The sequence below is a fragment of the Ramlibacter sp. MMS24-I3-19 genome (genome assembly GCF_050320135.1).
Taxonomy (GTDB): Bacteria; Pseudomonadota; Gammaproteobacteria; order Burkholderiales; family Burkholderiaceae_C; genus Ramlibacter.
The window spans coordinates 313,190-332,047 of the sequence record NZ_CP190017.1; the positions used below are offsets into that span (position 1 = coordinate 313,190).

The 18,858-nt window shown below is 68.3% G+C and carries 18 protein-coding genes, 1 tRNA gene and 1 pseudogene; 12 read left to right on the forward strand and 8 right to left on the reverse strand.

What is annotated here, in order from left to right; all coding sequences use genetic code 11:
* The first annotated feature begins 2 nt into the window (after positions 1-2).
* The 6 genes and pseudogenes from ACPWT1_RS01575 (at position 3) to ACPWT1_RS01600 (ending at position 3,925) form a co-directional block, all read left to right on the forward strand.
* On the forward strand, positions 3-308 hold the full coding sequence (locus ACPWT1_RS01575; RefSeq protein ID WP_427915624.1) for an urease subunit beta: 306 nt from the start codon (positions 3-5) through the stop codon (positions 306-308).
* Positions 308-2,026 (forward strand): urease subunit alpha, encoded by a 1,719-nt coding sequence (ureC, locus tag ACPWT1_RS01580; protein ID WP_427913689.1) that lies wholly within the window; start codon positions 308-310, stop codon positions 2,024-2,026. The genes ACPWT1_RS01575 and ureC overlap by 1 nt, the downstream gene beginning before the upstream one ends.
* Positions 2,026-2,523 (forward strand): annotated as a pseudogene (ureE, locus tag ACPWT1_RS01585) (urease accessory protein UreE); the annotation flags it as partial. The gene ureC and the pseudogene ureE, both read left to right, overlap by 1 nt.
* Positions 2,510-3,175, forward strand: coding sequence for an urease accessory protein UreF (locus ACPWT1_RS01590; protein WP_427913690.1), 666 nt, complete (start codon positions 2,510-2,512; stop codon positions 3,173-3,175). The pseudogene ureE and the gene ACPWT1_RS01590, both read left to right, overlap by 14 nt.
* Positions 3,172-3,822 (forward strand): urease accessory protein UreG, encoded by a 651-nt coding sequence (gene ureG / locus ACPWT1_RS01595; protein ID WP_427913691.1) that lies wholly within the window; start codon positions 3,172-3,174, stop codon positions 3,820-3,822. The genes ACPWT1_RS01590 and ureG overlap by 4 nt, the downstream gene beginning before the upstream one ends.
* A gap of 13 nt (positions 3,823-3,835) precedes the next feature.
* Positions 3,836-3,925, forward strand: a tRNA-Ser gene (locus ACPWT1_RS01600).
* A 12-nt stretch (positions 3,926-3,937) separates the two neighbouring features.
* On the opposite strand, the gene ACPWT1_RS01605 is transcribed toward ACPWT1_RS01600, so the two are convergent.
* Entirely contained in the window at positions 3,938-4,900 is a 963-nt protein-coding gene (locus ACPWT1_RS01605; RefSeq protein WP_427913692.1) for a hypothetical protein, read from the reverse strand.
* A gap of 801 nt (positions 4,901-5,701) precedes the next feature.
* Here ACPWT1_RS01605 and ACPWT1_RS01610 point away from each other — a divergent pair.
* Positions 5,702-6,031, forward strand: coding sequence for a hypothetical protein (locus tag ACPWT1_RS01610; RefSeq protein WP_427913693.1), 330 nt, complete (start codon positions 5,702-5,704; stop codon positions 6,029-6,031).
* A 15-nt stretch (positions 6,032-6,046) separates the two neighbouring features.
* Here the strand turns inward: ACPWT1_RS01610 and hemW are convergent, their stop codons facing one another.
* The 5 genes from hemW to ACPWT1_RS01635 all read right to left on the reverse strand — a co-directional run bounded on the left by hemW (position 6,047) and on the right by ACPWT1_RS01635 (position 10,624).
* Positions 6,047-7,210, reverse strand: coding sequence for a radical SAM family heme chaperone HemW (gene hemW, locus ACPWT1_RS01615; RefSeq protein WP_427915625.1), 1,164 nt, complete (start codon positions 7,208-7,210; stop codon positions 6,047-6,049).
* A gap of 26 nt (positions 7,211-7,236) precedes the next feature.
* Complete coding sequence (gene rdgB / locus ACPWT1_RS01620) at positions 7,237-7,842, reverse strand: RdgB/HAM1 family non-canonical purine NTP pyrophosphatase (RefSeq protein ID WP_427913694.1); 606 nt, start codon at positions 7,840-7,842, stop codon at positions 7,237-7,239.
* A gap of 38 nt (positions 7,843-7,880) precedes the next feature.
* Positions 7,881-8,609, reverse strand: coding sequence for a ribonuclease PH (rph, locus tag ACPWT1_RS01625; protein WP_427913695.1), 729 nt, complete (start codon positions 8,607-8,609; stop codon positions 7,881-7,883).
* A gap of 40 nt (positions 8,610-8,649) precedes the next feature.
* Complete coding sequence (locus ACPWT1_RS01630) at positions 8,650-9,555, reverse strand: PP2C family protein-serine/threonine phosphatase (RefSeq protein ID WP_427913696.1); 906 nt, start codon at positions 9,553-9,555, stop codon at positions 8,650-8,652.
* A gap of 73 nt (positions 9,556-9,628) precedes the next feature.
* Positions 9,629-10,624 carry a serine/threonine protein kinase gene (locus ACPWT1_RS01635; RefSeq protein WP_427913697.1) on the reverse strand — a complete coding sequence of 332 codons (996 nt, stop codon included), beginning with the start codon at positions 10,622-10,624 and terminating at the stop codon, positions 9,629-9,631.
* Between the two features lie 60 nt (positions 10,625-10,684).
* On the opposite strand from ACPWT1_RS01635, the gene ACPWT1_RS01640 reads away from it, so the two are divergent.
* From ACPWT1_RS01640 to ACPWT1_RS01655, 4 genes are all read left to right on the forward strand, one after another.
* Positions 10,685-11,602 (forward strand): YicC/YloC family endoribonuclease, encoded by a 918-nt coding sequence (locus ACPWT1_RS01640; RefSeq protein ID WP_427913698.1) that lies wholly within the window; start codon positions 10,685-10,687, stop codon positions 11,600-11,602.
* A gap of 15 nt (positions 11,603-11,617) precedes the next feature.
* On the forward strand, positions 11,618-12,238 hold the full coding sequence (gmk, locus tag ACPWT1_RS01645; RefSeq protein WP_427913699.1) for a guanylate kinase: 621 nt from the start codon (positions 11,618-11,620) through the stop codon (positions 12,236-12,238).
* Positions 12,239-12,259: 21 nt separating this feature from the next.
* Complete coding sequence (gene rpoZ / locus ACPWT1_RS01650; protein ID WP_135262476.1) at positions 12,260-12,463, forward strand: DNA-directed RNA polymerase subunit omega; 204 nt, start codon at positions 12,260-12,262, stop codon at positions 12,461-12,463.
* A 90-nt stretch (positions 12,464-12,553) separates the two neighbouring features.
* Positions 12,554-14,824, forward strand: a complete 2,271-nt coding sequence (locus tag ACPWT1_RS01655) for a RelA/SpoT family protein (protein ID WP_427913700.1) — start codon at positions 12,554-12,556, stop codon at positions 14,822-14,824.
* Here ACPWT1_RS01655 and greB read toward each other — a convergent pair.
* Positions 14,813-15,376, reverse strand: coding sequence for a transcription elongation factor GreB (gene greB / locus ACPWT1_RS01660; RefSeq protein ID WP_427913701.1), 564 nt, complete (start codon positions 15,374-15,376; stop codon positions 14,813-14,815). The genes ACPWT1_RS01655 and greB overlap by 12 nt on opposite strands.
* A 169-nt stretch (positions 15,377-15,545) precedes the next feature.
* Between greB and ACPWT1_RS01665 the strand changes: the two genes are divergently transcribed.
* Positions 15,546-16,286 (forward strand): hypothetical protein, encoded by a 741-nt coding sequence (locus tag ACPWT1_RS01665; protein ID WP_427913702.1) that lies wholly within the window; start codon positions 15,546-15,548, stop codon positions 16,284-16,286.
* A 12-nt stretch (positions 16,287-16,298) separates the two neighbouring features.
* Here ACPWT1_RS01665 and ACPWT1_RS01670 read toward each other — a convergent pair whose 3' ends face one another.
* Entirely contained in the window at positions 16,299-18,734 is a 2,436-nt protein-coding gene (locus ACPWT1_RS01670) for a sensor domain-containing protein (protein ID WP_427913703.1), read from the reverse strand.
* Between the last annotated feature and the right edge of the window lie 124 nt (positions 18,735-18,858).

Genomic DNA, 18,858 nt, shown 5'->3' on the forward strand with positions numbered 1-18,858 from the left:
CCATGGTCCCAGGCGAACTCCTCATCGACGACGGCGCGCATGTCCTCAACCCGGGCCGGCGCACCGTCACGCTGGTCGTGAAGAACACGGCCGACCGGCCGATCCAGGTCGGCTCGCACTACCACTTCGCCGAGACCAACGGCGCGCTCGACTTCGATCGCTCGGCGGCGCGTGGCATGCGGCTGAACATCGCGTCGGGCACGGCCGTGCGGTTCGAGCCCGGCCAGCAGCGCACGGTGGACCTGGTGGACTACGCCGGCGCGCGGCAGGTGTTCGGCTTCCGCGCCCAGGTGCAGGGGAAGCTTTGATGCCGCAGCTCGGGCGCCGCGCCTATGCGGAGATGTTCGGGCCCACCACCGGCGACCGCGTCCGGCTGGCCGATACCGACCTCGTGCTGGAGGTCGAGGGCGACTACACGCTGCGTGCCGGCGGCTACGGTGAAGAAGTGAAGTTCGGCGGCGGCAAGACCATCCGCGATGGGATGGCGCAGTCGCAGCGGACACGAGCGCAAGGCGCGATGGATTGCGTCCTCACCAACGCCTTGATCCTCGACCATTGGGGCATCGTCAAGGCCGACATCGGCCTGAAGGACGGGCGCATCGCGGCGATCGGCAAGGCCGGAAATCCGGACACCCAGCCGGGCGTGGACATCGTCATCGGCCCGGGGACGGAGATCATCGCGGCCGAAGGTTGCATCGTCACCGCAGGTGGCATCGACAGCCACATCCATTTCATCTGCCCGCAGCAGGTCGAGGAAGCGCTGGCCTCGGGCATCACGACGATGTTCGGCGGCGGCACGGGCCCGGCCACGGGGACCCTCGCCACGACCTGCACGCCGGGCCCCTGGAACATCCAGCGCATGCTGCAGGCCGCCGACGCATTCCCGATGAACCTGGGCTTCATGGGCAAGGGCAACGCGAGCCAGCATGCGCCGCTGCGCGAGCAGATCGCCGCCGGTGCCATCGGCCTGAAGCTGCACGAGGACTGGGGCACCACGCCGGCGGCCATCGACACCTGCCTGGACGTGGCCGACGAGACCGACACGCAGGTGGCCATCCACAGCGACACGCTCAACGAGTCCGGATTCGTCGAGAACACGATCGCGGCGACACGCGGCCGCTCCATCTGCGCCTTCCACACCGAAGGCGCCGGGGGCGGGCATGCGCCCGACATCCTGCGCGTGGTGGGCGAGGCGAACTTCCTGCCATCGTCGACGAACCCGACGATGCCCTACACGGTGAACACGCTCGACGAACACGTCGACATGCTGATGGTGTGCCACCACCTGGACCCGGCGATCGCCGAAGACCTGGCGTTCGCGGAGAGCCGCATCCGCAAGGAGACCATCGCCGCCGAGGACATCCTGCACGACCTTGGGGCGATCAGCATGTTCTCCAGCGATTCGCAGGCGATGGGCCGCGTCGGCGAGGTGATCCTCCGGTGCTGGCAGACGGCGCACAAGATGAAGGGACAGCGCGGCTCGCTGTCCGGTGACGGCGATCCCAACGACAACCAGCGCGCGAAGCGCTACGTCGCCAAGTACACGATCAACCCCGCCATCGCGCATGGCATCAGCCACGAGGTCGGCAGCATCGAGCCGGGCAAGTGGGCCGACCTCGTGGTGTGGAAGCCGGCGTTCTTCGGCGTCAAGCCCTCGCTGATCCTCAAGGGCGGCAGCATCGCGATGGCGGCGATGGGCGACCCCAACGCCTCCATCCCCACGCCGCAGCCGGTGCACTACCGGCCGATGTTCGGTGCTTTTGGCGGCGCCGTTGCCAAGGGCTCGCTGACGTTCGTGTCGCAGGGCGCGCTCGACGCGGGCGTCGGGCAGCGCTATGGGTTGGCCAAGCAGCTCGCGGCGGTGCACAGCATCCGGCAGGTGCGCAAGCAGCACATGGTGCACAACGATTCCCTGCCGGCGATGGACATCGACCCGCAGACCTACGCGGTGCGCGCCGATGGCAAGCTGCTCACCTGCGAACCGGCCCGGGTGCTGCCGATGGCGCAGCGCTACTTCCTCTTCTGATGCTCACCATCTCCAAGTGCCTTCCCGCAGGCCGTGGGCTCGCGCCCGTGCTGCTCCGGCGCGCCGCCACGGTCGAACTCGACTGGGACGTGAGGCAGAAGAGCCGCTTCGAGGCCACGGACTCGCAGGGCCGGCGGCTCGGCGTGTTCCTGCCGCGGGGCAGCCTCGTGCGCGGGGGCGACGTGCTGGTGGCGGAGGACGGCTCGCTGGTGCGCGTGGTGGCCGCCGCGCAGCCGGTGCTGAAGGTCACGCACTGCAGCGAGCATGGGACCCCGTTCGACCTGCTGCGCGCCGCGTACCACCTGGGCAACCGGCACGTCGCGCTGGAGCTCAAGCCCGACCACCTGAAGATGGAACCCGACCACGTGCTGGCCGACATGCTGCGCGGCATGCACCTGATCGTGACGCCGGTGCAGGAACCATTCGAGCCCGAGGGCGGAGCGTATGCGCAGGGGCAGGCGCATGGCCACGAGCATGGCGGACATGGCCACTCGCACTGACGCCGGGTTGCTGCGGCTGATCTGGCTGGCATCGCCGGCCCTGCCGGTGGGGGGCTTCTCGTACTCCGAAGGGCTGGAAGCCGCGGTCGAGGCCGCACTCGTGCATGACGAGACCAGTGCCGGCGACTGGGTGCTCGCGCAGCTGCAGCTGGTGCTGGCGCAGTCCGATCTTGCCGTGGTCGCCCAGGCAGTCGACGCATTCCGCGCCGGCGACACGGCTCGCGTGGAGGCGCTTGATCAGTGGGTGCGTCGCACCCGCGAGACCCGTGAATCCCGCCTGCAGTCCGAGCAGATGGGCCGCTCATTGGGTGACTGGTCGCGATCGCTCGGCGACACGGCCGAACGGGTGGACCGCACCTATCCTGTCGCTTTCGCGGCCGTCGCGGCCGGCATCGACGCCCCGGTGCATGACGTCGTGCTTGCATTCGCCTTCGGGTGGGCCGAGAACATGGTGCAGGCGGCGGTCAAGGCCGTACCGCTCGGCCAGGGCGCGGGGCAGCGCGTGCTGCAGCGACTGGCGGCCGCGATCCCGGCTGCAGCGTCACATGCCATCGCCTTGCCCGACGAGGAGCGCCAGGCCTTCGCACCGATGCTGGCGATCCTCTCGGCGCGCCACGAAACCCAGTACTCCCGCCTGTTCCGCTCATGACCGCCCTGCACCACATCCCACGTCGCACCAAGACCTTGCCGCCGCTGCGCGTGGGCATCGGCGGCCCGGTCGGTTCGGGCAAGACGACCCTGCTCGAGATGCTGTGCAAGGCCATGCGCGAGCGCTGGGACCTGGTGGCCATCACCAACGACATCTACACGAAGGAAGACCAGCGGCTGCTCACGGTGAGCGGTGCGCTGCCGGCCGAGCGCATCCTCGGCGTCGAGACCGGCGGCTGCCCGCACACCGCGATCCGCGAAGACGCGTCGATCAACCTCGAGGCGATCGACCGCATGCTGGTCGAGTTCCCCGACGCCGACATCGTGTTCGTCGAGAGCGGCGGGGACAACCTGGCAGCCACCTTCAGCCCCGAGCTGTCGGACCTGACGATCTACGTCATCGATGTCGCGGCCGGCGAGAAGATCCCGCGCAAGGGCGGCCCCGGCATCACCAAGAGCGACCTGTTCGTGATCAACAAGACCGACCTTGCGCCGCACGTGGGGGCCGACCTCTCGGTGATGGAAGCCGACACGCGCCGCATGCGGCGCGACAAGCCCTACGTCATGACCAACCTGAAGACGCGCAGCGGCGTCGACGAGGTCGTGCGCTTCATCGAACGCAAGGGCCTGCTGGCGGCGTGCGCCTAAAATGCCCCGCTCCGGAGAGTTGGCAGAGCGGTTGAATGCACCGGTCTTGAAAACCGGCGACGTCGCAAGGCGTCCGTGAGTTCGAATCTCACACTCTCCGCCACCGGCGGGCGCTCTACTTCATGGCCGCGATCTGCGCGTCGGTCAGAAGGCCGCGGCTGGTGACCTGTGCCTGCTCCACGCTCGACAGCGTGCCGCCCGCGTAAGCGGTGGCGATGAACAGGGATGTCTTGGGCGTGTTCAGGTCGACCATGAGTCCGAAGTGGTTCTCCGGGGCGGCCTTCGCGGGCTCGTCCGTGAGCTCGTAGGCAACGACGGAATCGAGCTTCACCCGCGTCTGCGTGGCAAGGTCGGCTAGGTGCCGGTTGATGCTCTTGAAGCACGTCTCGGTGTCCGGCTGCCCTGCAGCGTTCTCGAAGTTCGAGTCGTAGATCTCGCCACAGTTGAATTCGTTGATGGTCACTGGCTTGCCGAAGAGAGCCAGCTGGTACAGCGGACCATTGGTGCCGTACCACGGGTCCATGGACAGCAGGTTGTCGTCGTAGTGCGGGTAGTTGTGGAAGCCGGTGATGTCCCACGTCACGCCCTTCTGCTGCATGTACGTGAGGAAGCCCCAGTCGCGGCCCACCACGCCGAGGATCGCCTGCTGGCCCTGCGCGTGGATGGCGTCGGCCATGCCCTTGGCGACGGACGCGAGCGTCGACGCGCAGGAGCTCGCCTGGTAAGCCGCGGTGCTGGCGCCCTGGTCGTTCCAGGAGACCTGGCCGCCGACGTCGGGGCGCAGCTGGATCTCGTTCAGGATCTCGAACTGGTGCGCGATGTCCTTCACGCCCGCGACCATGGAGTAGGTCTGGTTGTAGGCGTCGGTGTAGACGGCCGAGAGATTCTGGTTGCAGGAACTGTCCCACTGGTAGCTGTTCTGGACCACCAGTTGCACCCGCCCGCCGTTGGCATTGACCCTGGTGATCAGGTCACGCAGCGCCGTGTTGTCGCCGCTGAAGAAGTCCAGCCGCAGGACCTTGAGATTTCGGGATCCCAGCAGTGAGGCGACCTGCGCATTCGTCGCGCTCGACGCCATGTGGTTGTTGACCCCGAGCGTGAGTCGTGAGCCGGATGACGCCGCCGCGCTGCTGGCGGGCGTGACGGTCGGGGCGGGACTGGCAGTGCTGCCGGAGCCAGTGGTAGCGGAGCCGGTGGTGGTGCCAGTGGTGGCGGTGCCGGTGGAAGTGGTTGCCGTGCCAGTGGTGGCGGTGCCGGTAGTGGTGGTGCCAGCGGTGGCGCCGCGAGCGGGGGCTGTGGCGCTGGGGGCAGTGACGCTGGTAACGGTGACGCCCGGGGCAGTGACGCTCGGAGCCGCGACGCCAGGGGCTGTCGAAGTGCTAGCCGGTGCGGAGCCAAGGGTCACGCCGTTGGACAGGGATCCGGTGGTGGTCGTCGAGTCCGCGACGGCAGCGCCGCTGGGACCGGCGCCAGCGCCGCTGGTGCTGGCGCCAGCGCTGCCGTCACCGCCACCGCCGCCGCAACTCGCCAACGCTGCTGCGGCCGCCAGGCATACGCACTTGAGGGAAAAGCGTCTTGTCATCTTTGTCGCACCTAGGTTGGTTGCTGCCGAGCTGGCCAGCTCAGCAATAGGGCGCGACTCTAGGTGTGGCCCGGCCACGGCTGAGGTTCGGCACACTTGGAAACGTAACGAGGACCAGCCGGAAGCCCAGCTATTCAGCGCATCTGAAAGAGCTTTGACTGCAAACTTACGTATGGACGCAGCATTGCTCCGGCGGATCCAGCAGAGGAACTTCAGAACTGGCGGGCCCCGTAGCACTGACAGGCGCGCCGGAAGCAGATGAGCCGGCGCGCACAGGTCCTCATGCACAATGTCCAGGTGAGCTATAGCGACCTGCTGCGAACCGCGCTCGAGGAAGGGGCCACCCTGCCCAGGGCGATGGAGTACCTGCGCGGCACCGGTGCTTCACCCCTCGAAGCAGCCAGCGCCGTCCAGGAGGCCACTGGCCGCACCTGGATGGAGGCGCGCGAGGTGGTCGCGCAGTCCCGCGCCTGGGCCGGCCCGCGATCCGGCGCGTTGCCAGTCACGAAGCCTCGCGACTGGTACGGGGCGATCGGCCAGCACGGCCGATCCGGCCACGGCGCCATGAGCGTGCTGCCGCACCTGTGGCGGCCCGCGCCGCGCACGGCCAGCGGTTCCGCCCGCTGATGCGGGTGCGGCCGCTCAGTCGGCCAGGAACAGCGCCTGCAGGTCGCTGAGGAAATCGAACCCGCGGTCGCTGGGCCGCACCCACGCACCGTCCCGCACCAAAAGCCCGCGCCTCTCGGCCTCGGCCAGTTGGGGCTCGATGGCGGACAGCGGCAGCCCGGTGCGTTCGAAGAACGACGGGAGCGAGAAGCCGTCCTTCAGCCGCAGCGCATTGAGCATGAACTCGAACGGCAATTGGGCACGGCCGATCTCGTCCTCCTGCGTGATCGCCGATCCGGCGAGTGCCTTATCCATGTACAGGGCCGGATCGCGGTAACGCACTTGGCGCACGACGCGGTGCGCGAAGCTCAGCTTGCCGTGGGCGCCGGCGCCGATGCCCAGGTAATCGCCGAACTGCCAGTAGTTCAGGTTGTGCCGGCACGCGTGGCCAGGCTTGCCGTATGCCGAGACTTCGTAGCGCTGCAGGCCGGCCGCCGATGTCATCTCGGTGATGCGGTCCAGCATGGTGTAGGCGAGATCCTCCTCGGGCACTACCGGCGGGAACTTGGCGAACAGCGTGTTCGGCTCGATGGTGAGGTGGTACACGGACAGGTGCGGCGGCAGCAGCGCCAGCGCCTGCGTGAGGTCCTGCTCCAGCGCCGCGAGGTCCTGCCCCGGCAGCGCGTACATCAGGTCCAGGTTGAAGGTGTCGAACGCCAGCGCGGCTTCTTCCGCCGCGGCGATGGCCTGCGCCCGATCGTGCACGCGGCCCAATGCGCGCAGGCGCTCGTCGTCGAAGCTCTGCACGCCGATCGACAAGCGCGTGACGCCCGCGTCGCGGTAGCCGCGGAAGCGGTCCTTCTCGAACGTGCCGGGATTGGCCTCCAGCGTGATCTCGCAATCCGGCTCCAGCTTCAGCCGCGCGCGCAGGTCGCCGACCAGGCGCGCGATCGCGTCGGGCGAGAACAGGCTGGGCGTGCCGCCACCGATGAACACGCTGTGCACGGTGCGACCCCACACCAGCGGCAGCGAGGCTTCGAGGTCGGCCACGACGGCATCCAGGTAGCGCTGCTGCGGCACCTCGCCGCGCGACTCGTGCGAATTGAAGTCGCAGTAGGGGCACTTGCGCAGGCACCACGGCAGGTGCACGTACACCGACAGCGGCGGCAACGCCGGCAGCTGCAGCAGCCCCGGCCGCATGTAGCGCTGGAGGTCGGCGACCGCGTTCACAGCCAGCGCTCGCGGATCAACTGCACCATCTGCCGCGCGGCCTGGCCGCGGTGGCTGTTGGCGTTCTTCACCTCGGGCGGCAGCTCGGCGAAGGTCTTGCCGAAGGCGGGGATGACCATCACCGGATCGAACCCGAATCCGTGCTCGCCGCGCCGCTCGCGCGCGATCTCGCCGGGCGCGCGGCCCACCGACACCAGCGGTTCGGGATCCTGCGGCGAGCGCACCGCCACCAGCGTGCTCACGAGCGCGGCGCGACGGTCTTCGATGCCGCGCATCTGCTCCAGCAGCGCCGTCACGTTGTTGTCGTCGCCCTTGGGATGGCCGAACTGCGTGGCGTAGTAAGCGGTGTCCACGCCGGGCAAGCCGCCGAAGGCCTCGACGCACAGGCCGGCGTCGTCGGCCAGCGCCGGCAATCCGCTGTGCTGCGCTGCGTGACGCGCCTTGGCGAGCGCGTTCTCGAGGAAGGTGCGGAACGGCTCCTCGGCTTCGGGGATGCCGAGCTCACCCTGCGGCACGAGGGTGATGCCCAGTGGCGCCAGCATGGCGCGCAGTTCGGCGAGCTTGCCCTTGTTGTTGGAGGCGAGGACGATGCGCGAAAGCATCCCCGATTGTCGCCGGGGTGCGATGTCCAGCCGGCGCGTCAGGTCGCGAGTGCCTGCTGCTGCAGGGCCACCAGCTCGGCGATGCCCTTCTCGGCCAGGCGCAGCAGCTGGTCCATCTCGGCGCGCGTGAACGCGATGCCCTCGGCCGTGCCCTGCACCTCGACGTAGTGGCCGGCTCCGGTCATGACCACGTTCATGTCGGTGTCGCAGTCCACGTCCTCCACGTACTCCAGGTCCAGCACCGGCGTGCCCTGGACGATGCCGACCGAGACGGCTGCGACCGGCCCGGTGATCGGGGACACCTGCAGCTTGCCGAGCTTCATCAGCTTGGACACGGCGTCCTGCGCCGCCACGAACGCGCCCGTGATCGCCGCGGTGCGGGTACCGCCATCGGCCTGCAGCACGTCGCAATCGAGGTGGATGGTGCGTTCGCCGAGCTTCTTCAGGTCGAAAACCGCACGCAGCGAGCGGCCGATCAGCCGCTGGATCTCCTGCGTGCGGCCGCTCTGCTTGCCACGTGCGGCCTCGCGATCGCCGCGGGTGTGCGTGGCGCGCGGCAGCATGCCGTACTCGGCGGTGACCCAGCCCTCGCCGCTGCCACGCTTGTGCGGCGGCACCTTTTCCTCGACCGAGGCGGTGCAGAGGACACGTGTCTGGCCGAACTCGATCAGCACCGATCCTTCGGCATGGATGGTGAAGCCGCGCGTGATGCGCACGGGCCGGAGCTGGTCGGCGGTGCGGCCGCCGGTACGGGTGAATGTCGTCATCGCGCCCATCTTAGAGGGCGCGCCGTGACGATCGCTGCGGTCAGCCCTTCTTGGCTGCGGAGCGCTTGATCGCCTCGTTGATCTCGGCGATGGACCGCTCGATGGCCTCGTCGTCCAGGTCGTCGATCAGCGTGTCCAGCACGCCCGCCTGGATGGTGGAGGCGAACACGCCGTCGGAGATGCTGTCGGTGGACACGCCATGCGTGGACTCGAAGACGTCGGGCGTCTCCCACTCGAGTGCGATGACGGTGACGTTGTCGCCGGCAGCGCCGCCGTTGCGCAGCGCGAGTTCGACCAGGTCGGGCACCGCTTCGGCCACGGCCTTGGTGGACAGCTCGCGCACGATGTCCGTCTCGGTGACCGAACTCCAGAGGCCATCGGAGCACAGCAGGATCTTGTCGCCCTGCTGCAGCGTGACCGGGCCGGTGACGTCGTACACCGGCTTGGTGGGCGAGCCGAGGCAGGTGAAGAGGATGTTGCGGTTGATGCGCGAGGGGTCGATCGCCGAGCTGGCGGCCTGCTGCTCCAGGTACGAATGGTCGCGGGTGCGGGTGAGCAGTTCGCCGGCCCGCACGACGTACAGCCGCGAGTCGCCGCAGTGCACCCAGGTGGCGCCGGTGCCTTGCAGCAGCGCGGCCACGAGCGTGGTGCGCGGCGTGTCCAGCATGCCCTTCTCGCCGGCGTACCGGATGATCTGGTGGTGCGCCGCCATCAGCGCGAGCGACAGGAACTCGGTCGGTTCGGAGACCTGCGGCTTGGCATCGCGCTGGTACAGCGCCGAGACGGTCTGCAAGGCCAGCTGGGCCGCGACCTCGCCTTCCGGATGGCCGCCCATGCCGTCGGCCAGCACGAACAGCCCGGACTCCCGCGTGTAGCAGTAGCCCATGCGGTCCTCGTTCTTCTCGCGGCCGCCCTTGCGGCTGATCTGGAAGACGGAAAACTTCATGCGGGCCTCCGCACGCTGGCGCTCCGCGCGAAGCGGGCAGGGGTGGACGAAACGGCGGCAAGGCGCATGGCGGCTACTTGGTCCTGGCCGTGCCGGTGGTGCGGCGACGGCCGTCGGCCACCATGTTGTCGAACTGCAGGCGCATCTTCTCGCCCACGGTGAGCTTGGTGTAGCGGCGCTCGCCCTCGCGCGAGAGTTCCTTCTGCAGCGCGAACACCGATTGCGGGCGGGAGAGCGGATCGAGCGACATGCACCACTCCACCACCTCGATCAGGTTGTCCGAGTACACCCCGCGCAGGCGCGACAGGGCGAGGGCCAGGCGGTCCTTCTCGAGGCGCTGGGGCGCGTCGTTGGGCGGATAGCCCTGCATGCAGGCATAGATGCACGCGCCGATGGCGTAGATGTCGGTCCAGGGGCCCATCGACGAATCGCGGCGGTACATCTCGGGCGCTGCGAAGCCAGGCGTGTACATCGGGCGGATGAAGTTGCCTTCCTTGGACAGCACCTCGCGCGCGGCGCCGAAATCGATCATCACCGCCTTGTTGTCGTCGGTGATGAAGATGTTGGCCGGCTTGATGTCCAGGTGCAGCATCTTGTGCTGGTGCACGATGCGCAGCCCGCGCAGGATCTCGTCGAAGAGCGAGCGGATGGTGGACTCGCGGAACACCTTCTGCTTCTTCAGCTCGCGGGCGGTGATCACGAAGTCCTGCAGGGTGGCTCCCTCCAGGTAATTCATGACCATGTAAACAGTTTCGTTCTCGCGAAAGAAATTCAGCACGCTCACCACGGACGCGTGAGAAATCTGCGCCAGGGAACGGCCCTCCTCGAAGAAGCTTTTCAGGCCGAGGCGGTACAGCGAGAGTTTTTCGGGCTGCACCTGGGGCAGCAATTCGCCGGGCGCGCGGGTGGCCAGCGATGCGGGAAGGTATTCCTTGATGGCGATCTGCTGGCCTTCGTTGTCGACCGCCAGGTACACGACGCCAAAGCCGCCGGCAGAGAGCTTGCGCACCACGCGGTAACCGCCGATGACGGTGTCCGGGGGCAAGGGCGCTGGCTTGACCTTTGACATAATTTCAAGTCTGTGGCCCGCAGTGGGCCGTGTTCCCGATCCCCAACCCCAGATGAGTCGATGCCAGTTTACAGCATGACCGGCTATGCAAGCGGCCAGCACAGCATTGCGCAGGCCGCGCCCGGTCAGGATTCCCGGCCCGTCGGGCATGGCAGGCTGGGACTGGAGATCCGTTCGGTCAACAGCCGCTTCCTGGACCTCTCGTTCCGGCTGTCCGAGGAACTGCGCCAGCACGAACCCGCCCTGCGCGAACTGCTGCAGGGTCGCCTGAAGCGGGGCAAGGTCGAAGTCCGCGCGGGCCTGGAGGGCACGCAGGCCGATGCCGTGCGCGAGCCCTCGGCCCGTGTGCTGCAGCGGCTGTCGTCCGTGCAGGACACCGTGCGCGCATGGCTGCCCGATGCGCGTCCCTTCAGTGTCGCGGACGTGATGCGGCTCGGCGCCACCGACGAGGCACCCGCTGCCGATCTGGGAGAGCCGCTGATGGAACTGGCGACGCGGACCGTGGCCGACCTGGTCGCAGCGCGCGAGCGCGAAGGGTCGCGCCTGGCTAGCATGCTGCTTGGCCACCTGGACCAGCTGCGCGCCCTCGCCCGCCAGGCTGCGCCGCTGGTGCCGCAGCTGGTGGAGCAGCAGCGGGCCCGCTTCCTCGAGCGCTGGAACGAGGCCATGGGTCTGGCCGAGGGCACCGCTTCGCCGGATGCCGCGCAGGACCGCGCACTCACCGAAGCCACCGCGTTCGCGATCCGCATCGACGTGGCCGAGGAACTCACGCGGCTGACGGCGCACCTGGACGAGATCGAACGCCTGGTGAAGAAAGGCGGCGACGTCGGCAAGCGGCTGGACTTCCTGATCCAGGAACTGCACCGCGAGGCCAACACCCTGGGCTCCAAGTCGGCCGCCCTGGAGCTGACCCGCATCTCGGTCGACATGAAGGTGCTGGTCGAGCAGATGCGCGAGCAGGTCCAGAACATCGAATAACCGGCTGATTGATTGATGGACTATCCCGGCAACCTGTTCGTCGTCGCAGCGCCCAGCGGCGCCGGCAAATCCAGCCTGGTGAAGGCGCTGATGGAACTGGACAAGCAGGTCCAGCCGTCGGTGTCGCACACCACGCGCCCGCCCCGCGGGCAGGAGAAGCATGGCCGCGAGTACTTCTTCGTGCCGGCCGAGGAATTCGACCGCATGGTGCTGGCCAACGGCTTCGTCGAGTGGGCGCACGTGCACGGCCACCGCTACGGCACCTCCAAGAAGATGATCGAGGAGCGCATCGCGCAGGGCGCCGACGTGATCCTCGAGATCGACTTCCAGGGCGCGCTGCAGATCAAGCGCATCTTCACCAACGCGGTGCTGGTGTTCATCCTGCCTCCCAGCTGGGAGGAGCTGCGCTCGCGCCTGGAGCGCCGCGGCGAGGACACGCCCGAGGTCATCGAGCTGCGCCTGGCCAATGCGGCCGAGGAGCTGGCCCAGGCCCCGAACTTCGACTTCGTTATAATCAACGAGCTTTTCGAACGCGCGCTCTTCGACCTGAAGGCGATCGTTCACGCCCAGCGGCTGAAGTACTCCGCCCAGCGCCGCGCGCGGGCCGCCACCTTCCAGGCCCTGAACATCCCCTGACCCGCCCCAGAGAGAGAATCCATGGCCCGCATCACCGTCGAAGACTGTCTCGAGAAGATCCCCAACCGCTTCCAGCTGGTGCTCGCAGCCACCTACCGCGCACGCATGCTGAGCCAGGGCCACGCACCCAAGATCGAGAGCAAGAACAAGCCGGGCGTCACGGCACTGCGCGAGATCGCCGACGGCAAGATCGGCCTCGAGATGCTGAAGAAGGTGCCCGGCTGAAGCCAAGCCGGACATCCCGCAAACAGCACCGCGCAGCGGTGCTTTTTGTTGGCGCCCACGGCGCGCGGAGGCTGCGGCTACATTAGGGGCGTGAGTGCCGTGCTCCCCACCTCGACGGGCAAGGGACAGCGCCCAGCCCCCGTCCTTCCAAGCCCGGCCGCGGTCAATGCGGCGGCCGCCAGCTTCGCCGCGCTCACGGCCAGGCTCGATTACCTCGATCCCGCCGACATCGAACAGGTGCGGCAGGCGTACCGCTTCGCCGACGAGGCCCACCTTGGCCAGATCCGCGCGAGCGGCGAGCCGTACATTACGCACCCGATCGCGGTCGCCGCGCAATGCGCCGAGTGGAAGCTCGATGCGCAGGCCCTCATGGCCGCCCTGCTGCACGACGCCATCGAGGACTGCGGCGTCACCAAGCCCGAGTTGATCGAGCGTTTCGGCGCGCCGGTCGCCGAACTGGTGGACGGCCTCACGAAACTGGACAAGCTGCAGTTCAACACGCGCGAGGAAGGCCAGGCCGAATCCTTCCGCAAGATGCTGCTGGCGATGGCGCGCGACGTGCGCGTGATCCTGATCAAGCTGGCCGACCGCACCCACAACATGCGCACGCTGGACGACGTGGCGCGCGAAAAGTGGGGCCGCACCTCGCGTGAGACGCTGGACATCTACGCACCGATTGCGCACCGCCTGGGCCTGAACCAGACCTACCGCGAACTGCAGGAACTCGCGTTCCGGCACCTGCGGCCATGGCGCCACACGGTGCTGGACAAGGCCGTTGCCCGCGCGCGCAGCCGCCGGCGCGACCTGATCCAGAAGGTGCAGCGAGAGGTCGAGCAGGCATTCGAGTCCGCCGGCATGAAGGTGCGCATCGCCGGCCGCGAGAAGACGCTGTACTCCATCTACAAGAAGATGGACGAGAAGCACTTGTCGTTCGCGCAGGTCACCGACATCTACGGCTTCCGCGTGATCGTGCCCACCGTCACGGACTGCTACACCGCGCTGGGCGTGCTGCACCAGATGTACAAGCCGGTGCCGGGCCGCTTCAAGGACCACATCGCGATCCCGAAGGTCAACGGCTACCAGTCGCTGCACACGACGCTGGTCGGCCCCTCCGGCGTGAACGTCGAATTCCAGATGCGCACCGAGGCCATGCACGTGGTGGCGGAATCGGGCGTCGCGGCCCATTGGCTGTACAAGGCCAGCCACCCGGGCAGCGACAGCGCCGAGCGCCTGGGCACCAAGTGGCTGCAGTCGCTGCTGGACATCCAGCACGAGACGCGTGACGCCGCGGAGTTCTGGGACCACGTCAAGATCGACCTGTTCCCAGACGCCGTGTACGTGTTCACGCCCAAGAGCCAGATCATGGCCCTGCCCCGCGGCGCCACGGTCGTCGACTTCGCCTACGCCATCCACAGCAACATCGGCGACCGCACCGTGGCCGCCAAGATCAACGGCGTCCAGGTGCCGCTGCGCACCGAGCTGAAGAACGGCGACATCGTGGAGGTGGTCACCGCCGCGATCTCGACGCCGAACCCGGCGTGGCTCGGGTTCGTGCGCACGGGCCGTGCGCGCTCCAAGATCCGCCACCACCTGAAGACGTTGGCGCAGGCCGAGTCACAGGAGCTGGGCGGCAAGCTGCTCACGCAGGCGTTGCGCGCCGAAGGCATCGAGCGCCTGCCCGCCGACGACGAAGAGCACCACGTGCTGTGGGAGAAGCTCCTGCGCTTCACCGGCAACCGCAGCCGCGCCGAACTCCTCACTGACCTGGGCCTCGGCAAGCGCATCGCCGGCATTGTCGCCAAGCGCCTGATGACGCTGATGGCCGAACGCGGCGAGAAGCCCGATGCGCTGCTGATCACGCGCGAGCGGTTCACGGCCCACGAGAACGTCTCGCAGGGTTCAGTGATCCTGGACGGCAGCGAGAACGCCTCGGTGCAGTTCGCCGCGTGCTGCCGCCCCGTGCCGGGCGATGCCATCGTTGGCTACCTCGGTCGCGGCGAGGGCCTGGTGGTGCACATGGAAGATTGCGCCGTTGCGCGCCGACTGCAGCACAAGGACAGCGAGCGCTTCATCGGTGTCGACTGGGCCGACGAGCCGGTGCGCCCGTTCGAGACCATGGTGATGGTCACCGTGGCCAACACCAAGGGCGTGCTCGCGCGCGTCGCTTCGGCGCTGGCCAGCGTCGAAGCCGACATCACGCACGTGGACATGGACGACGAGCGGGCCCAGGACGCCACCGACCTGCGGTTCCTGATCGCGGTACGCGACCGCACGCACCTGGATGCCGTGATGCGGACGCTCAAGCGCACGCCGTCGGTGATGCGCGCGCAGCGGCTGCGCGCCGGCCACTCAGGCCGTTGATTCGGCCGGTGCGGGGTACCGCACCTCCAGCACCTCGACCTCCTGCACGCCGGCCGGCGTGACCAGCTTCACCACGTCGCCTTCGTTGGCCTTGAGCAGGGCGCGGGCGATCGGCGAGATCCAGCTCACCTGCCCGTGCAGGCTGTCCGCCTCGTCGATGCCCACGATGGTGATGGTGCGCTCCGCGCCGCTCTCCTCGGCATAGGTCACCGTGGCGCCGAAGAACACCTGCGTGTGGCCGTGGTGCAGCGCGGGGTCGGTGACTTCGGCGATCTCGAGCCGCTTGGTGAGGAAGCGGATGCGGCGGTCGATCTCGCGCAGCCGCTTCTTGCCATAGAGGTAGTCGCCGTTCTCGGAGCGATCGCCGTTGCTCGCGGCCCAATGCACCACCTCCACCACCTTGGGCCGCTCCTCGTCGATCAGGTGCAGCAGTTCGGCCCGCAGCCGGGCGTAGCCCTGCGGCGTCATGTAGTTGCGACCGCCAGCAGGCAGCGGCGGCATGACCTCGTCGTCGTCCTCGCTGTCGGTCTCGCGCGTGAAGGCCTTGCTCATGCTGCAAGCATAGCGGTCGCCTCGCGTGGCGTGAGCGAGAGCACAACGCCAGCGTTCTCCTACAGCCTGCGCGGTCATCGCCTGACGGTGGCAAATGGTCCCGCTGCAAACAATCTGCTGTGATGAACCACGCAGCAGCAACCGTGCGGCCTCGCAGGGGTGGACGCCCATGAGCCTCGCCACCCAGGCGACCGGTGCCGCCGCGCAACAGGCTTCCGGCCGGCGGCCGCGCACCAATGCGGAAGCAGCGCGCTACAGCGTGCTGCGCCGGCTTGCGCCTGCGCTCAAGCACGACATGGTGGTGAACCTGCAGGCCATCGCGATGATGGCCGAGGTCCTGAGCGCGCGCATCGAGAAAGGGTCCCCGACGGTGGCCGAACTCGAGGGCAGCATCAACAAGATGAACCGCCTCGCGCGTGACGCAGTCATGACGTCCTTGAAGGTCGCGGCGTGGATCTCTCCCTCGGAAGAGGAGACGGTGCGCCTGCGCGAGGGCGTGGACGACTGCGTGGCCCTGCTGCGCAGCAGCTTCAACTTCCGCGGCTGCACGCTCGCCAACGAAGTGCCCGATTCCGAATTCGAGGTGTCGCGCGTCGCGTTGCGAAACCTGGTGGCAGCGTCGCTGCTGTCGCTGGCCGATGCCGCGGCGGTGCCGAGCGACCTCGTCCTCACCGCGGAGATCTCGCCCGGTTTCGCGGTGCTCACGGTGCGCTGCTCGCCTCGCCAGTCCGGCGACGGTTCGGGCGTGGACGCCATCGCCGTCCAGCCGGGTTACCGCGCCGTCGACTGGAACGACGTGCAGGCGTTGGCGCTGGCCGAAGGCATCGAGCTGTTCCGCACGCAGGAGCAGATCGTGATGCGCATCCCGCGCATGGTGGCCACCAGCCCGCTGCAGATCGCGCCGGTCTGAACCGGCTTCGCTTCAGGCTTCCGCTTCGACGGTCAGCCCGTCGATGAACGACTCCAGCTCCTCGATCGGCAGCGGCCGGCAGAACAGGTAGCCCTGGTACGCGTGGCAACCATGCTGCGCCAGGTAGTCGCGCTGGTCCTCGGTCTCCACGCCTTCCGCGATGACTTCGAGGTCCAGGCTGTGGGCGAGGTTGATCACCGTGCGTGCGATGGCGGCATCGTTGGCATCCGTGAGGATGTCCTTGACGAACTCGCGGTCGATCTTCAGCTGGTCCAGCGGCAGGCGCTTGAGGTACGACAGCGACGAGTAGCCGATGCCGAAATCATCGAGCGACAGCGCCACGCCCATGTCCTTCAGGCTGCCCATCTTGGCGATGGTCACCTCGATCCCGCTGGCCAGCAGGCTTTCGGTCAGCTCGAGCTTCAGCTTGCCGGGCTGCACCCGCCACTGCTCGACAACGCCCATCACCTGATCGACGAACTCGGGGTCGCGGAACTGCCGCACGCTCACGTTCACGGCGATGCTCAGGTGGCGGCGGTCGGGACGCCGCTCCCAGGCCGACAGCTGCGCGCACGCCTGGTCGAGCACCCAGCGGCCGATCGGGATGATCAGCGAGGTCTCCTCGGCCGCGGCGATGAACTGGTCGGGCGGGACCACACCTCGGTGCGGGTGCACCCAGCGCAGCAGCGCCTCCACGCCGAGCATCTGGCCGTCGGGCCCCACCTGCGGCTGGTAGTCCACGCGGAACTGGTTCTCGCGCCAGGCCTGGCGCAGGTCCGCCGCGAGCGTCGCGTTGGCCGTCACCACGGCCTGCATCTCGGGGTCGAAGAAGCACACCGTGTTGCGCCCGGCGCTCTTGGCCTGGTACATGGCCAGGTCGGCTTGCTTGAGGAGCTCGCTCACCGTACGGTCACCGCTGCCGAACAGCGTGACGCCAATGCTGCAGGTGCTGTGGTGCAGGTAGCCGGGCAGCACATAGGGCTCGCCCAGCGCGGCCAGGATGCGCTCGGCCACGGCCCGCGCGCCCTTGGCCGGGTCCAGCGGCTTGTCGCCACGGTTCTCCAGCAGGATCACGAACTCGTCGCCCCCGAGGCGCGCCACCGTGTCGCCCTTGGCCACGCAGGACCGCAGGCGCTCGGCCACCACCTGCAGCAGCATGTCGCCCTTCTGGTGGCCGAGCGTGTCGTTCAGCACCTTGAAGTTGTCGAGGTCGATGAACATCAGCGCGCCTTCGCGTGGGCGTGCCGGATCGGCCAGCGCGGCATGCAGGCGGTCCATCAGCAGCTGGCGGTTGGGCAGCTTGGTGAGCGCATCGTAGAACGCCAGGTGCTGGATCTTCTCCTCGGCCAGCTTGCGCTCGGTGACGTCGCGGCCGACCGCCACCCAGTGCGTGAGCTTGCGTTCCTTGTCCCAGACCGGCGAGACGTCGAGATCGACCCAGTAGGGCTCGCCGTTCTTGCGGTAGTTGATCAGGTCGACGCGTGCGGGCCGCCACTCCTCCATCGCGACGCGGATCTGGTCCAGCGCGCGGCGCTGCGTGTTCGGCCCCTGCAGGAGCCGCGGGCTGCGGCCCAGCACCTCGTCGCGGCTGTAGCCCGTGCGGCGCTCGAAGGCCTCGTTGACGAACACGATGCGCGGCCCCGGCTCGCTGAAGGGGCCGGCCTCCGTGATGATCACGATGTCGTTCAGGCGCGAGATGCTGCCTTCCAGCAAGCGCAGCTGTTCCTGCGACTTGCGGCGGCTGGTGACGTCGCGCAGGTGCACCGCCATGCCGCCCGCGAAAGGGAAGCCGCGCACCTCGAACCAGCGGGCCAGCCGGGCGTCGAGCTCCTCGAACTCCAGCGGCTTGCTGCCGCTGCAGGCGCCGCGGAACTGTTCCTCCAGCCGCAGCCGCACCGTCTTCTGGAACGAGTTCCAGAAGCGGCGGCCCAGCAGCTGGCGGCTGTCCGCCCCCAGCAGTCTCTCCGCCTCCTCGTTGAGGTAGGTGTAGAGGCCATTGCAATCCACGGTCGCGAACGCCTCGCCACTGCCAAGCGCCGCGCCCATGCGCAGCAAGGTGTCAGGGCGCGAACCGCGCGGCGCGATCTCCTGGATTGCACCCTGCACGGCAGCGATGTTCCCCTGCGTGTCGCGCACGGCCTGGCCCAGCACGCGCACCCAGGCGCGGCGTCCGTCGAGCCGCACGATCTGCGCTTCCTCGTCGAAAGCCTCGCCTTCGCGCCGGCACGCGTCGAGCAATGCCGTGAGCTTGGGCTTGTTCTCCGCCGCGAAATGCAGCAGCGGGTCGGCCGCAGGCGCGTAGCCTTCAGGCGCCCCGTGCAGGTGGGCCAGTTGCGCCGACCAATGCAGCGCACCGATTGCAGTGTCGAGCCGCCACACGCCGATCGATGCGGCGCGCTCGAGCATGGCTAAGAGGCCGGCGTCCTGCGCCTGGTCCGGGATCGGCATCACTGGTGGTGTCGCAAAAGGTCGGGGCCCGCAGGCCCCGCATCGATGGTAAGGCGCGGAGGCAGCGCGGCCGGTAGGTTGCGTCCTACCCGAGGTCGGGCGCACGTCCCGGCAGTGCAGTGCT